Origin of the sequence: Antrihabitans cavernicola (assembly GCF_008297975.1) — a bacterium.
GTDB classification, from domain to species: domain Bacteria; phylum Actinomycetota; class Actinomycetes; order Mycobacteriales; family Mycobacteriaceae; genus Antrihabitans; species Antrihabitans cavernicola.
The window spans coordinates 17,805-32,803 of record NZ_VLNY01000028.1 but is presented as its reverse complement, the minus strand read 5'-3'; the positions used below and the strand labels follow the sequence as shown (position 1 = coordinate 32,803).

Below are 14,999 nucleotides of genomic sequence, written 5' to 3'. Positions count from 1 at the left end.
ACCAGTGAAGGTGCACTGAGAACCAGATCGAAGTCGCCGGCGAGTGCCGCGGTAACCACCGCTGAAGGGGCACTCTCTGCCACGAGAAGTGTCTGGGGTGTGGATCTAACCCTCGCACGGGGAGAGGGTGTCAGATGTTTTGTGTAGGAGAGCTTCTGACGTGAATGGAGCACGATTGTGTCCATGCTTACCCCTGACGATGATAAGACTGGTTCGGAGTCCGCTGCGGATGTGATGGCGTCGTTGCGGTCCTCGGGCGCTCTCGATGAGGTGATGGCCAAGATCGATGCCGGCCAACTCCAGATCACCGGAGAGGGCGGGTTCCTGCAAGAGATGGTCAAGGCTGTCCTCGAACGCGGTCTCAACACCGAACTGACCTCGCATCTGGGATACGACAAAGGCGACCCGGCCGGGCGGCTGCTGCCGAACGCCCGCAACGGGACCAGTGCGAAAACCGTGGCCAGCGAAGTCGGCGATATCGAGCTCGCGATTCCCCGCGATCGGGACGGCACGTTCACGCCGACGTTGATCCCGAAGGGCGTTCGCCGGATCGGTGGGCTCGACGAGATGATCATCAGCCTCTACGCCAACGGCATGACGATCCGCGATATCGAGCATCATCTGATCACCACGATCGGGACCGAGATATCGCGGGAGACGATTTCGAAGATCACCGATTCGGTCCTCGACGAGGTCATGATCTGGCAGAAACGCCCACTCGACGAGATCTACCCGATCCTGTTTCTCGACGCGATCCAGGTCAAGATTCGAGACGGGCATCAAGTCCGGAACAAGGCCGCCCATATCGCGGTCGGCGTCGATCTCGACGGTGTCAAACACGTTCTCGGGATCTGGGTGCAAGCCACCGAAGGCGCGAAGTTCTGGGCCGGCGTGTGTGCTGAGCTGGCCAATCGCGGTGTCAAAGATGTGTTGATCGCTTGTACCGACGGGCTGACCGGGTTCGACGATGCCATCAGTGCGACCTGGAAGAACACCACGATCCAAACCTGCACCGTGCACTTGATCCGGGCATCGATGCGTTTCGTTGCCTACGGTGAGCGCAAGAAGATCGCCGCCGAGCTGCGCCGGATCTACACCGCTCCGACCGCCGAGGCTGCCGAAGACGCGTTGACAGCGTTCAAGGAATCCGAACTCGGGCGTAGACATCCACACACGGTTGCGACGTGGGACAACGCCTGGGAACGGTTCATCCCGTTCCTCGCGTTCCCACCCGAGCTCCGCAAGATCATCTACACGACGAACGCGATCGAGTCGTTGAACTATCAGCTCCGCAAGATCATCAAGAACCGCGGGCATTTCCCCAACGATCAAGCGGCAGTGAAGTTGCTGTGGCTCGCGATCTGCAACATCGAAGACAAACGAGCCCGTGAACGCGCGAAACTCGCCGCCGACCGCACCAGACCCCGCGACGGCAAGATGGTCAACCGGCTCGTCGAAGGCGCCTCCGTCAACGGCTGGAAACAAGCACTCGCCACACTCGTCCTGAACTACCCCGACCGGCTCGACCCCTACATCAACTAACCAACAGCGTTCTTACACAAAGAACTTGACAGGCTCCGCGTTTCTGAACTTGCTCCGAACGCTCTTCGGAAATCCTGGTTAGGCTCTCGTTCTGCCCGTCAGTCAAATCGAATGCGCTCCGCACAACGTCCTTCCAGTGAACTCGCTCCATGTTCGGGTAGTCACGGGCCAAGTAACCCATCAGCGCGTTGACAGAGTCACAGAAAATCTTTTGGCAGGATAAGCAACGGACTCCGTCATTGAACCCTCCAGATGCTCCGGGTCGGCGGATTGCCGATCCATGGAACAACTCTGTGCCAAAAGAGCCAGGAGAGCGCGAGTACTTGACTACCCAGATTCAACACATTGGTGCTCACATCCTGCGGTGGCGACACCCGAGCGCCATTCGTCTGGATTGGCGTAATAGAAGGAGGATGCAGCTGCAGCCCCCTTCTCCCGGCGAATTGCGGAGCTGCGCGCCCGAACGTCCACGGTGCTCGTTCGTTCCGTTGCCCAAGTGGTCGCCGACCGGTGGCACAATGTTCTGCGTGAAAAGCACAATCGGGCCCGACGATCCGCGGGCGAGAATGGCCATGCTGGCGAGGAAGATACAGGCCGAGCACGACAGCGTCGACGCGACACTGCAGTCGATCACCGACTCCGCCACGGCGATGGTGCCCGGCGCAGCGCACGCAGGTATCACGTTGGTCACCGGCCGACACAGAGTGGAATCCCGCGCGCCGACCTCGCCGATACCCCGCAAACTCGATGAACTGCAAGAACAACTCGGTCAGGGCCCCTGTGTGCAGGCGGTCTCGGCACACGAAACGGTCGACGCACCCGATCTGGCCACCGACACGCGGTGGCCGCAATTCGCCGCCGCCGCGACCGCACTCGGAGTCGGCTCGATGCTCTCGTTCCAGCTCTACACCGACGCGAACAACCTCGGCGCACTCAACCTCTACGGTGCGACCCCGCACGCCTTCGACGCTGCCGCGCACGACACCGCCGAAGCCCTGGCCACCCACGCCGCGATCGCGCTGCTCGGTGCTCAACAGCAGCAGCAGTGGCGATCGGCCCTGGCGACCCGCGACCTCATCGGCCAAGCGAAAGGCATGCTCATGGAGCGCTACAACATCACCGCCGTGCAGGCATTCGGCCTGCTCACCCAGCTGTCGCAAGAAGCGAACACCAAACTCATCGACATCGCACACACGCTCGTCGACCTCGGCAGCGACCACCAGCAGTAAACCGCACCGACGGCCGACTCCCACCCCGACGGCTGACACAGCCTCACCCAGTACGACCGGGTAAGGAAGTCAGTCCCGCCGGCACGTGTCTGGACCGGCGGAACCTGAACACTTCCGTCTTCCGGACGACGGGGAGCATCTTCACAGCGGAGTACCCATCATGGACCTGCCGAACCTCAACCGACGGGGACTCATCCAATCCCACAATAAAGCAGTAGAACATGTGTACTGCTTATCTGCTTTTAAGTGGACTGATTCTTCAGAAATCGTCAGAAGTGTTGCTGGGCAACACGTCGAGACGATGGCCTTCATGCGGGATCTCGGCCGATGTGCCGCCGACAAGTTCGTTCAGTGGATGCGGATCGGTGTTGACGCATTGCTGCAGTAATCGGTGGAACAGCATTCCACGGGCTCGTGACCTGCGCCGATTGAATCGGAAGGCGAATTCGTCGAGGTAGTACGGCAGATGCTCGTGTTCGACCCGGTAGTGGTAGGTGCCCGCGTTCCACCGTTTGAGCAAAGACGCGACACGATGCGGCCCGGGAAGGGTGACGTGGCCTGGCTCCGGCGAGCTGTATCCGGAGACGTATTCGTGCTCGAATCCCTCGTCGCCGAGAACGCGGAACATGCGGGCGCCGTCCGTACGGATCAACGAGCCCGGTTCCACTGTCGTGCGCGCGAAGTCCACTAGACGGTATGGGTGATCGCCGGCGTTGAGCTGGGGGTTGCGGGCCGGGGCCTCACTCACACATGGTCGTGGGTTACCGAGTAGGAATGCCCCTGCCCGGCCTATCCGACAGTTGTGGGAGGCCCCGGTGTTTACAGAGCGTACGAGTGTGGGACTCGATGTGCACGCACGATCGGTCGCGGCAGCGGCGATCGACGGTGTCACCGGAGAGGTGATGCAGGCGAATTTGACCCCCGACTACGAACACATTCGGTCGTGGATTGCCGATCTACCTGGGCCGGCAGCGGTTGCGTATGAGGCCGGCCCGACCGGTTTCGGGTTGTATCGCGCTCTCGACGCGGCGGGTGTGCGGTGCGAGGTCGTGGCCCCATCGAAGCTGCAGCGCCCGTCTGGGGATCGGGTCAAGACCGATGCTCGGGACGCAGTACACCTGGTGCGGTTGCTGCGTTTGGACGAGATCGTTTCGGAATCGATTCCGAGTGTGGATCAGGAGGCTGCGCGTGATCTGGTGCGGGCCCGGGAAGACTGTCGCGGTGATCTGATGCGGGCCCGGCACCGGCTCTCGAAGCTGTTGTTGCGGCATGGCATCGTCTATTACGGTGGTGCCGCCTGGACCGGGGCTCACGATCGGTGGTTACGCAGCGACGCTGCACCACAGTTGACGGCGACGGCGACACGGTTGGCGTTCGACGCCGACTACGACCACGTGTTGACGATGACGTCTCGGCGTTCCCGGTTGGACGGCGCGATCGCGGGAATGGCCGCGAACAGTGAATTCACCCCGATGGTTCGCCGGTTGGGGTGCCTACGTGGGGTATCGACGTTGACCGGGTTCGCGTTGGCAGTCGAGATCGGTGACTGGACTCGCTTCACCGGCAACACAATCGGCTCGTTCGTCGGTTTGATTCCCTCGGAGTACTCCTCCGGTGCGTCGCGGGCGCAGGGGGCGATCACCAAGACCGGCAACACGCATGTGCGTAGGTTGCTGGTCGAGTCCGCCTGGCATCACCGGGCTCGCTATCAGGTCGGTGCGGTGATACGCGGCCGGTGGGACCTGGCACCTGCCGCGGCCCGGGCTCGCGGTGACGAGGGGAATCGGCGTCTGCATCAGCGGTGGGTGGGGTTCCTCGAACGGCGCAAACGCCCGGTGGTGGCGAACGTCGCGATCGCCCGCGAGTTGGCCGGCTGGTGTTGGTCGTTGGCGGTGCTCGAGACCTGAGTACCGCGCGTGATCTGCTTCGCCGGCGAGGCGGTGATGACAGCGCGTGGAGCACACCCGCGAGACAGCTATGAGCAGGCCCCACGGTCGACGCTCGACTCTAGACCCGCGAACATGTTCCAGCCGAAATCCCCGTCCTGCGGTATCCAACCCGCGTATATCAGTCTGACCGCGCGTCGCCTTACGACACGCTCACCACACAGGCTCACCGACGAAGCGCAGAGGCGCCGTCGGGGTAGCTCCCAGACGGCGCCTCACCTTGCCCACTTGACAAACTTCTCTACATATTAGCTGTGTCGAGCCGGGTGCATCGGCGACTGCGAGACGTACACGGCCCAGTAGTAGCGTTCTATTCACTTGTGTTCCAAGGTTTCCACCGCAATCATCACCTTGTCGACACGGCTGAGGAGTTCACGATCTGGGCGCACCATCGCTCGACGCAGTTTGTGCAACCACGCCCGGGCGGTCTCGTAGGACCCGAGGCCCAACATGTCGTGGATGTTCTGGGCCGAGGACCCGTTCTTCTGCGATGTCACCAGCCAGATCGCGGCAAACCAGCTGCTCAGCGGCGTTCGTGTGCGATGAAAGATCGTCCCCGCCGTTACTGAGGTCTTCCGACCACAGCTACCGCATTTCCAATGCTGCGTCGAGGTCCACCACGCCGTGTCGCTGCCGCACGCCGGGCATCGAAAGCCTTCTGGCCAGCGAAGATTCGCCAAGTACTCCGCACACGACGCATCGTCGGGACACCACTCGCGGAACTCTTGATAGGTCCGCGGGATAGTCCACTCCACCTACCGGATTGACATCTGCAAAGGGCACCTGACCAGCATAGGTCCAATTAAGCGGATAAGCAGTACATGTGTTCGATGTTTGTCAGGCTGGCTCTTGGCGAGTCGGTGGTAAGTGAGTACGGGAAGCATTGGCCCGCCGCACTTCGTCGGCACGCATCACGGCCCAAAGTCGTTTCAGGCATCGCTGTGCTGCGCGGTGTTTTGCCTTCGCCGATCTTGCGGCGGTAGCAGGGCCCGGCCCGAAGCCATTGCCGACTCGCGGCGATCGCATCGGCGCCGACCTGCCGCGAGCGGGAATGAACAGAGCGAACGCCAGGATCTGCGCGGCGACCACGAACGCGGTGACGGCGGTGATCGAGTGGCTGTAGAGGGCGCCGATTGCGGTGGAGCCGACGAGCCACGCCAAACCATGGGCGGCGGTGAAGATCCCATAGCCGGTGCCGCGCCGCAACATTCATCGCCGAGAACTCGACTGCTACGACAACTCTGCACATTGCGTGGCCTCTACTTGATCTACTTGGGCCTGCGAGAGTGCCTGCAGCGCATCAATACCGGTCTCGAAGACGATTCGAGCTCAGCGACAATAGAGGCAACCTCGCTTATACCGGCGTTCACACAAGGCCTGATCTCGTGCCGCGCCTGCTCAATCCGAAAGTCGGTCTGTTCTTCTTGCTCGTCGCGCCGCAATATGCACGACCATTGACGGTGGGTTCCGTTCTCTTACTGGGCGTCATCGACGCCATCGTGGCGACCACGTGGCTGAGCGCACTTACGGTTGGCGTGTCAACGATGTCGATCAAGTTCACCGACACAACGGTCCGTCTGCGCCTTTCCGCACGATAGGACTGACGATCGCCGCCATTGGTATTTATGTGGTCGCCACCGCCTTCACATAAGTCGATGACGCATCACATCGGCCCGGCTGATCTCGAAGTTGAGTTCTTCGTCTCGGACCGCCCGGCGGGATGCGGACCGGTTAAGGGCCTCGTAGTAGGTGGACGGCGCGATCGGGCAACCGTGCTCGGTGAGCACCCTGCAGATCGGCTCGACGCCGAACTCCTGTTTGTACTTCTCGATGTAGTCGAGGACTACTTGCTGTTGCGGTCGAGCTCCGCCGCGCAGAAGACCGATGCCGACTTTCAGTATGTCGTTGGCACGCTTGAGCTCTCGATTTCTGCAGCAGCTTCCACATCTCCGCAGCCATGTCGGTCGTCACTCCAGGACAGTGTCCGGCATCCGTGCGCGCTTTGCGAATCCAGTTGTGCAAAGGTCTGCGAGGTCCCGACGCCGAGCGTGCCAGCGACAGACTCGATCGCCGCCCACTCGCGCCAACTCCGGCGGGTACCTCTTTGCGATCCTGACGACATGACTCCAACCTTCCCAAAAGTGGAGGCTCCGCAGTCGCCGGGGCGGTTCAGTGCGTTGTGGATACCACCGGCGATGCTGACGGGTAAGGCGGGCGCTTACCCAAGGAGGGGCCGCCGTTAACCACCGACTCCCTAACCTGCAAAGTGTCGATCCCCCAGCGCAGGAGGCAAATCATGCGAACCCGGTCAATGCTGAGAACACCGCCGGAAACCCTTCCAGGCAGGATGCTCAACAAGGTCCCCGAGATCACGCTCTACTTCTGGGTCATCAAGGTTCTGGCCACCACCGTCGGCGAGACCGCCGCCGATTTCCTCAACACCAGGCTGGGACTCGGGCTCACCGGCACCAGCTGCGTGATGGCCGCGCTTCTGATCGTGGCCCTGGTCTTCCAGTTCCGATCCGGAAAGTATGTGCCGGGACTGTATTGGCTCGTGGTCGTGCTGATCAGCGTGGTCGGCACCCTGATCACCGACACCCTGGTGACCAAGTTCGGGGTCCCTTTGCAGACGACCACCATCGTGTTCGCTGCCGCGCTCGCGGCGACGTTCGCGGCCTGGTACGCCTCTGAGAAGACCTTGTCCATCCACTCCATCTTCAGCACCCGACGGGAGGGGTTCTACTGGATGACGATCCTGTTCACCTTCGCCCTGGGCACTGCGGCGGGCGATCTGGTTGCCGAGCGCCTCAAGTTGGGTTACCCGCTGTCCGCGCTGCTGTTCGCCGGGTGTATCGCTGCCGTCGCCGTCGCGCATCTCGGGTTCCGCCTCAACGCGGTCCTCGCGTTCTGGATCGCTTACATCCTGACCCGGCCGCTGGGCGCCTCCCTCGGTGATCTGCTCTCCCAGCCGCGGGGCAACGGAGGCCTCGGCGTGGGAACCATGTGGACCAGCGCACTGTTCCTCGTCACGATCCTGGCGCTGGTCACCTACCTGACCATCACCGGCAAGGACGCCCACCACGCGACGCCGCCGGGGGTCGACGAGCCCGCAGCACCGGGCGTCACCCGCACCGAAACGCCACTCGTGGACCCGCCGACACCGCGTCTGTAGAAGCGACGCGGGCGCGGGCGGCTTCGCCACGGATTGTCACGTCGATTCGAGAGGCGGGAGGCCTCTCGAATCGATGTCGCATGCCCGGAGCTGTTGGAATCCGACCCTCTACTGTCATGGCGGTGTACTGCCATCCCGGTGCCGGGTCGTTCATCGTCGATGGTCAGGTGTTCAGGTGACATCGTCGGGGGGTAGCGGCGGTGCCGCGGGCAGAAAAAGCGTGAATGTTGTCGGGATGCGAGTGCTCAGGCGCAGGCGCCCGCCCTCGGCTTCGGCGAGGCTGCGTGCGAGCGGGAGTCCGATCCCGTGTCCGTGGGTGGTGCCCCGCTGGAAGAGGGTGGATTCGTCGCGGTGGAGCTGAGTTCCTTCGTCGGTGACGTCGATTGCGACGCTGTTGTTGGTGTCGCGCGCGTGGACGGTGACTGTGCCGAGCCCGTGTACGGCGGCGTTGTCGATGAGAACGGCAAGAATCTGGCGGATGGCGGCGGTGGACGCGGACGAGGGTGGTAGGTCGGTGTCGGCGCCTACTTGCAGCGGCCGGCCGGTCTGGGCGAGGCGTCCGTGCCAGGTGGTGCGGATCTCGTCGAGCAGCGCGCCCACCGGGAGCGGTTCGGTGCTGCGGGTTGTGTCGCGTGCGAGCGTGATCAGGTCGTCGATGGTGTGGTCGAGGCGGTCGGTGACGGCGAGCGCGTCGACGAGGGCTTGGTGAGGATCCGAGGTCGGAGAGTCGAGGGCGGCTTCGAGGCCCAGCCGCAGCCCGGTCAGCGGGGTGCGTAGTTGGTGTGAGGCGTTGGCGGTGATGGCGCGTTCCCGGTCGACGAGGTCACCGATCCGTTCCGCGGTCCGGTCGAGCGCAGCACCGGCCGAGTCGATTTCGGGGATGCCGCTGGGCTGGGTGCGGACGCTGAAGTCGCCGTCGCCGAGCCGGTAGGCGGCATGGGAGAGGTGTTCGAGTGGGTCGGCCAGTCGGCGGGCCTGCCGTCGGGCCAGGCGCCACGTCGCGAGCAGGACGAGGCCGTCGAGGGTGAGCATGAGCAGCCAGGTGATCAGAATCCTCGGATATACCTCGGTGTTCGAGGTGGCCGCCCGGACCGCGTACGCGGCGTGGAATCCGTCGGCGAGCGGAACGGCCACAATCAGTTGGCCGCCTGTGCTGGTCTGGCGGACCGCGTTGTCGTCGAGTGCCTGCCGGACGACGGGATCGGCGGTGCTAGGCCCCTTCCCTTGCAGAAGGTGCCCGTCTGCTGCGAAGAGGGCGAGGCTGGTTCCGCTCTCGGGTGCGGGCAGCTCGCCCGGGGACCGTCCGTGGAACAGGTCGGCGGCGACGTCGATCGCGGCGGCATCGGCGGCGCGTTCGAGTTCGGCGGTCTCGTCGGCCCGGTAGTAGTGCGCCACGAACAGCGCCAACGGGATACCGAACAGGCTGGTCGCCAGGGTTGCGGCCGCCATGGCGAGGATCACGATGCGTCTACGCACGGGTGCGGTGTCCGCCGGCTGCGACGGCTGCCGTGGCCGGTGCTCTCATGGTCGGTGCTGTCAAGGTCGCTGACCCGGCGAATCGAGGCGATAGCCGTAGCCGCGCAGGGTGCTGATCTGCGGCACCCCGGACGAGTCGGCGCCGAAACGTGCGGTGGCGTCGGCGAGCTTTCTGCGGAGTATCCCGATGTGCACGTCCAGGGTTTTCGTCGAGCCGTGCCAGTTTTCGTCCCAGACGTCGGCGATCAGGATCTCGCGGGTGAGGGCGGTGTCCGGGTCGGCGCTCAGCCGGGCGAGCAGGTCGAATTCCCTGGCCCGCAGGGCGAGGGGGTGCCCGGCGAGGGTGACGGTGCGGGCGGCGGGGTCCACGACCAGTTCGCCGACGACGTGCGCCTGCACCGCGACGGTGGGAACGGGTCCGCGGCGCAGGTGCGCGCGGATGCGGGCCAACAGTTCGGCATAGCGGAAGGGTTTGGTGAGGTAGTCGTCGGCGCCGGCGTCGAGACCGACGACGACGTCGATCTCCGCGTCGCGGGCGGTCAGGATCACCAGTACACATCCCGGCTGGGTGGTGCGCAGTTCGCGGCAGACCTCCACTCCGTCGAGGTCGGGCAGCCCGAGATCGAGCAGCACCAGGTCGAACTCGTGCAGGACCGCTTCACGCACTGCGGCGCGCCCGGTGCGACACCAGGTGACCTGGTGGCCGTGGGTATGTAGGCCGTCGGAGAGTAGGGAGCCGATGGTGTCGTCGTCTTCGACCACCAGCAGTTGGGCCATGGCGTGATCCTATCGAGGCGGGACTGATCGGTGGGCAGACTGTGGTGGTGTCACAGGTCGCGCAGCTCCTCGAGAGCGGGCCGGCGGGCCGCCCGGATGGTGTGCGCGGCGGCGAGGCCGGTGCAGGCCAGCCCCACCGCGGCTACCACGATCAAGTAGGTCCAGGGCACGGCCAGATGATCCGGTGGTGGGTCGAACACCCCCGTCAACACCGAGACCAGCACCTTGGTGAGCGCCCACGCCGCGAGCGCGCCGAGGACCGCGCCCGCGGCGGTGACGACACCGACTTCGGCGAGTACCAGCGCGCCGAGTTGCCGCGGGCGGGCACCGACGGCGCGCAGCAGTGCGAAGGTGCGACGACGTTCGGTGAATCCGAGGGCCAGCAGCAGTCCGGTCGCCGACGCGGCCAGCAGCAGGGCGAAACCCAGTTCGACCCGAGTCAGCCCGGCCAGATCGACCGCGGTCAGGCTCGACCCGACCACATTCCGGGTGGTGGTGATATCGGTGACATGGGCGCTGGGCTCCAGCACGGTGCGGACGCGAGCGGCGACCGTGGCGGGGGCGGTGCCGTCGGTGGTGATCAGGAATTCCCCGGCCGCGACGTTGCCGGTGGCGGTGCCGATGTAGGAGGCGTTGGCGACGAAGAAGCTGTCCTTGGGTGCGGTCGGGAATTCTTTCACCACTCCGGCGTAGTGGAAGGGCACCGTGATCTGTTGGTGGGCGTGGGCGTCGAGCAGCCGTAACCGGATCAGATCTCCGGGGTGGAGTTGGTAGTCCTTCACGGTTTCGGCGCTGACGAGGATGGAGTCGGGCTTGTGGGCGAGGGTGTCCATCAGCCCGGCGGCGGTGCCGCCGGTGAAGTAGGCGTTCTGCAGCTGCACCGAGGAGCCCAGGGTGGACGGGTTCACCCCGTACAGATCCTGCAGGTCGGCGCCGATGTAGGCGAAACGGTGTTGCAACGCGGCGACTTTCGCGACACCGGGGATACCGGACAGGGTGGTCAATGTGCTGGCCGGGACAGACGCGGCGGGTGGCTCGGTGACGGTGACGTCCGCGCCGTTGGACAGTTCCGCGTCCGCCAGGGCTTGCTGCTGGTACGTCGAATTGAATATTGCGGTCGAACCGGCGAACGCCACGGCGAGCACGATCAGGACGATGGTGCGGGCGAGCGGACGACGCTGCCGGGACATGCCGGCCGCGGCGGTGCCCGACAGTGGACCGGTCAGCGGGCGCAGCAGCCGCGCCAGAACCGGGCGGCCCCGGTGTAGGAACAGGTCGACCACCCGCCACGCGAGCAGGGCTGCGCCGGCCCACAGCAGAGCGGGCGCCGCAAACGCCCAATAACTGACCGAGATCGTCGGCGCCCCGTCCGGTGCCAGGACAAGCTGGTATCCGTTGCCGCTGGTGGCGTGCCACACCAGGGCAAAACCGAGCAGCAACCACAGATCCAGGCCGTAGCGCATCCACCTCGGGCTGGCCGTGTGCCCGACCGGCTGGCGGGCCGCGGCGATGGTGGTGCCGCGACGCAGGTCGCGCCAAACCGGCACGGCGGCGGTGCCCCCGGCGACGGCGAGACCGACCGCCGCACCGATGCCGGCCCACACCGCTGAGAAGGTGCCGCCGCCGAGCGCGTAGCGGGAGATCAGGGCGGCGCCACCCAATCCGACGCCCGCCCCGATCACGCCGGTCGCAGCGGCTTCGACGAGGGCGAGCCGCAGCAGCTGCCCGGGCCGGGCGCCGCGGGTCCGCAGCAGGGCCTGCTCGCTGCGGCGACGCTCGGCTCCACTGGCGGTGATGATGGCGGTGAGCAGGGCCGCCAGCACGGCGCCGGGGGCGCCGAGAAACAGGAACAGGAGCTGTGCGTAGGACGCGTCCTGTCTGGCTGCTCCCAGCGCGGTACCGAGGTTGTCACCGATCACGCCGCCACCGGCGAGAGTGGCCTCGAGATGGTGCGCCGATCCGGTGACCGCGGTGTAGGCGGCGGCCGGGTCCGGGGGCAGCTCGCGGCGGGTCAGCGCCTGCACCTGGGTCTGCACCTGATCCGGGTGGGTGGCGGCGAGTGGACCGAAGATGGTGTCCCACAGTGGGGTTGGCATGATGACGACGTTGTCGGGTGGGGCAGGCGGTTGCGCCGTGGCGGGTGCGCCGACCTTCTGGAATAGGGCGTTCGCCTGCGGGAGGTCGACGATCCCGGCGACAGTGACCGTCGCCGGGGGTAGTCCGGTGCGGCCGATGCTGATCCGATCACCGGGTGCGGCGTGCAGGTTCGCGGCGGTCTGCTGCGCGATCAGCACCCCGTCGTGGGCACCGGTGAGGTAGCGGAACTCGCCTGCGAACGTGCCGGCGTATCCGGGCGGGATCCCCACTACCCGTCCGGCCCCGGTGGTGAGTGTGGCACCGCCGACGGTGGCCGCCAGTCCGGTCGTGCTGCCGTACTGTACTGGAAGTGCTTGCGCCACATGCGGGTCCGCCCGGACGGTGGTCAACACCGCCGCCGGGTCGGCACCGGGTTGGACAGCCACCTGCCAGTCGACGGCGACCTGTTGGACCGACCGCGAGGTCATGGTGGCTTTCGAGGAGGCGAGGAAGCTGCCCAGCGACGCGAGCAGGGCGACCGCGATCGCCACCCCGACCGCCGCCCCTGCCAGGCGGCCGGATCGTCGCCCGAGCAGACCCCGCAGCCACATCAGCGTCAACACGTTAGGTCACCTGCCGTCCGGTCGGTAGTCGGCACCGGGGCAGGGCCCGCATCGGTGCACAGCCGACCGTCGCGGATGCGCCATTGTCGTCGCAACCGGGTGGCCACCCGCTGATCGTGAGTGGATACCACCAGTGCCGCCCCGAGATGGCGGGCGGTCTCGATCAACACGGTGATGATCTGGTCACGGTGGGTGGCGTCGAGTTGGCCGGTGGGTTCATCGGCGAGGATCAGGGCCGGCCTTGCCGCGAGCACCCGGGCGACGGCGACCCGCTGCGCCTGTCCACCGGAAAGTTCCTCGGGCAGCCGCTGAGAGAGGGCCGCCGCATCGACGAGGCCGAGTGCCGTCGCCGCTCGCGCTGCGGCCTCCGCTGGTGTCACTCCGGCGAGCAGCATCGGCAGCGCGACGTTCTCGACGGCGGTCAACGGTGCCAGCAGGCTCGGACCCTGGAAGACGAAACCCACCGCACCGGGTCGGCCGGTCGGGTCACCGCCCAGTCCGGGCCAGGTGATGGTGCCGGCCGTGGGGGAATCCAGGCCGGCGAACAGATGCAGCACCGTCGATTTGCCCGACCCGGAGGGCCCGGTGACCGCAATCAGTTCGCCGGTGCGCACCGTGGCGGTCAATCCGTGTATCGCCACCACCGCGGCGTCGCCGCGCCCGTAGGTGCGGGCCACACCGGTGCACCGCACCAACTCCGTCGGCAGCCCGGTCACGGCAGATCCTGCGCTGTCATGACGCGGCCGTCCTCGAGGCGCACAATACGATCGGCCGCCGCGGCGACCGCCGGACTGTGCGAGGCGACGAGCACCGCGCAGCCCCGCTCGGCCGCGGCACGCAGCAACCCCAGTACGATGGCTTCGGTCTGCTCGTCGAGTTCGCCGGTCGGCTCGTCGGCCAGCAACACCTGCGGGCTGTTCGCCAACGCGACGGCCAACCCGGCCCGGGCGGACTCACCGCCGGAGAGCTGTGCCGGACGTGCCCGAGCGCGTGAATCCAGTCCGACCGAGTCCAGCACCTGCAGCGGGCGCGTGTGCGCGCGTTGACGCGCCAGCCGCTGCGCCAGACGCACATTGTCGAGGACATTCAGATGGGCCAGCAGATTGTTCGACTGGAACAGCACGCCGATCCCGCTCGCGCGGGCGGCGGCGCGTGCCTGTTCGCTGCGGTGGCTCAGCCGCGCCCCGTGCAGGTAGACGGTGCCGCCGTCGGGTTCGTCCACGCCGGCCAGGCAGGCGAGCAGGGTCGATTTCCCCGAGCCCGACGGGCCGGTGACCGCCACGATTTCGCCGAGGTCGACGGTGAGGCTGGTGCCGCGCAGGGCCAGGGTTTCCTCGTCACCGGCCCGGTAGAATCGGTACAGCTCGCGGGCCGCCAGCGCCGGGGCGCTCACGGCGTCCACATCACCGAGTCGGTAACGGTGTGCCAGGGGTCGACGTTGTCGGCGCCGACCGGACCCGCCAGCGTCAGCACGAGTTCGGTGCCGTTGTGAAAGTAGTCGTAGCGTTGCACCGCGTCGTGTTCGACCCTCCCGGTGACGGGGTTCGGTGCACTGTCGTGGGTGTAGGTGGTCTCGATCGCCGGACCTGCTTTTCGGGTCACCGTGGTGATGGTGTCGACCTTGACGCTGGGGTCGGCCGCCTGCAGTTGCGGTACCTCCGTCGTCTTCACACTGGCCTCCGTCGCGGCTGTCGTGTTCGGTATCTCCTGCAGCCGTATCGAATTCAGCTTGTCGGTGAACACCACGGCGGCGCCGGAATCGGTTCTGGCCCAGCCCTGCGGAACCGACACCGACCACTTTCCCGACGGCGCATGAAAGGGCACGAACACCGTGGTATCCGGAATATCGCCGGCCGGGTTCGTCTCCGCGGCGGCCGCCGCGGTCGAGGTGGTGTTGGTGGTGGAGGGGGCGCTCGGTGAGCGGCCGCAGCCGGACACCACCAGCAACGCAAATCCCAGAACGGACGTCAGGACAATAAGTCGGCGCATCGGTGGTCTCCTGTTTCGGCGGACATCACCAGGCTAGAAACGGGAGGGTCAACGTCGGGATGTCGGCAGGTAAGCATCCGTTTACCGGACAAGGCTGTCCGCACCCGCCCGCAGGTAATCGCCGCGCTTACCTGCTACCCGTCGGTCGGTAACCCTTCTGTTCCTACCC

12 protein-coding genes, 2 pseudogenes and 1 other annotated feature are annotated in these 14,999 nt (G+C 65.9%); of the genes and pseudogenes, 5 read left to right on the top strand and 9 right to left on the bottom strand.

The genetic code is table 11. From position 1 onward, the window contains the following. The first annotated feature begins 183 nt into the window (after positions 1–183). Both FOY51_RS26475 and FOY51_RS26470 read left to right on the top strand, forming a co-directional pair. A complete protein-coding gene (locus FOY51_RS26475; protein ID WP_149433257.1) occupies positions 184–1,542 on the top strand; it encodes an IS256 family transposase in 1,359 nt (452 codons plus the stop codon). A 566-nt stretch (positions 1,543–2,108) separates the two neighbouring features. Continuing rightward, positions 2,109–2,771, top strand: a complete 663-nt coding sequence (locus tag FOY51_RS26470; RefSeq protein WP_353961393.1) for a GAF and ANTAR domain-containing protein — start codon at positions 2,109–2,111, stop codon at positions 2,769–2,771. A gap of 259 nt (positions 2,772–3,030) precedes the next feature. Here FOY51_RS26470 and FOY51_RS26465 read toward each other — a convergent pair. Continuing rightward, positions 3,031–3,465: pseudogene (locus FOY51_RS26465) on the bottom strand (transposase); the annotation flags it as partial. 121 nt (positions 3,466–3,586) lie between these two features. Here FOY51_RS26465 and FOY51_RS26460 point away from each other — a divergent pair. Beyond that, positions 3,587–4,678, top strand: coding sequence for an IS110 family RNA-guided transposase (locus FOY51_RS26460; RefSeq protein ID WP_149433255.1), 1,092 nt, complete (start codon positions 3,587–3,589; stop codon positions 4,676–4,678). Positions 4,679–4,915: 237 nt separating this feature from the next. On the opposite strand, the pseudogene FOY51_RS26455 reads toward FOY51_RS26460, so the two are convergent. Together FOY51_RS26455 and FOY51_RS26450 are read right to left on the bottom strand one after the other, a co-directional pair. After that, positions 4,916–5,500, bottom strand: a pseudogene (locus tag FOY51_RS26455) (transposase); the annotation flags it as partial. 54 nt (positions 5,501–5,554) lie between these two features. Continuing rightward, on the bottom strand, positions 5,555–5,926 hold the full coding sequence (locus tag FOY51_RS26450) for an MFS transporter (protein WP_149433254.1): 372 nt from the start codon (positions 5,924–5,926) through the stop codon (positions 5,555–5,557). Between the two features lie 176 nt (positions 5,927–6,102). Between FOY51_RS26450 and FOY51_RS26445 the strand changes: the two genes are divergently transcribed. Next, entirely contained in the window at positions 6,103–6,315 is a 213-nt protein-coding gene (locus FOY51_RS26445) for a hypothetical protein (protein WP_149433253.1), read from the top strand. Positions 6,316–6,471: 156 nt separating this feature from the next. After that, positions 6,472–6,601, bottom strand: a sequence feature (AL1L pseudoknot). 412 nt (positions 6,602–7,013) lie between these two features. Next, positions 7,014–7,889, top strand: a complete 876-nt coding sequence (locus tag FOY51_RS26440) for a COG4705 family protein (RefSeq protein ID WP_235916796.1) — start codon at positions 7,014–7,016, stop codon at positions 7,887–7,889. A gap of 171 nt (positions 7,890–8,060) precedes the next feature. Here FOY51_RS26440 and FOY51_RS26435 read toward each other — a convergent pair whose 3' ends face one another. Genes FOY51_RS26435 through FOY51_RS26410 form a run of 6 tightly spaced genes read right to left on the bottom strand, consistent with a single transcriptional unit; the run spans position 8,061 to position 14,830 of the window. Next, the gene (locus FOY51_RS26435; protein WP_214633160.1) at positions 8,061–9,365 is read right to left on the bottom strand and encodes a sensor histidine kinase; all 1,305 of its coding nucleotides are present in this window, start codon (positions 9,363–9,365) and stop codon (positions 8,061–8,063) included. Positions 9,366–9,425: 60 nt separating this feature from the next. Further along, a complete protein-coding gene (locus FOY51_RS26430; RefSeq protein WP_149433252.1) occupies positions 9,426–10,142 on the bottom strand; it encodes a response regulator transcription factor in 717 nt (238 codons plus the stop codon). Between the two features lie 50 nt (positions 10,143–10,192). Next, positions 10,193–12,841, bottom strand: coding sequence for an ABC transporter permease (locus FOY51_RS26425; RefSeq protein WP_149433251.1), 2,649 nt, complete (start codon positions 12,839–12,841; stop codon positions 10,193–10,195). Beyond that, complete coding sequence (locus FOY51_RS26420; protein ID WP_214633159.1) at positions 12,835–13,557, bottom strand: ABC transporter ATP-binding protein; 723 nt, start codon at positions 13,555–13,557, stop codon at positions 12,835–12,837. The genes FOY51_RS26425 and FOY51_RS26420 overlap by 7 nt, the downstream gene beginning before the upstream one ends. Next, positions 13,554–14,243, bottom strand: a complete 690-nt coding sequence (locus FOY51_RS26415) for an ABC transporter ATP-binding protein (protein WP_149433250.1) — start codon at positions 14,241–14,243, stop codon at positions 13,554–13,556. The genes FOY51_RS26420 and FOY51_RS26415 overlap by 4 nt, the downstream gene beginning before the upstream one ends. After that, positions 14,231–14,830 carry a hypothetical protein gene (locus FOY51_RS26410; RefSeq protein ID WP_149433249.1) on the bottom strand — a complete coding sequence of 200 codons (600 nt, stop codon included), beginning with the start codon at positions 14,828–14,830 and terminating at the stop codon, positions 14,231–14,233. Before FOY51_RS26410 ends, FOY51_RS26415 begins: the two co-directional genes overlap by 13 nt. Between the last annotated feature and the right edge of the window lie 169 nt (positions 14,831–14,999).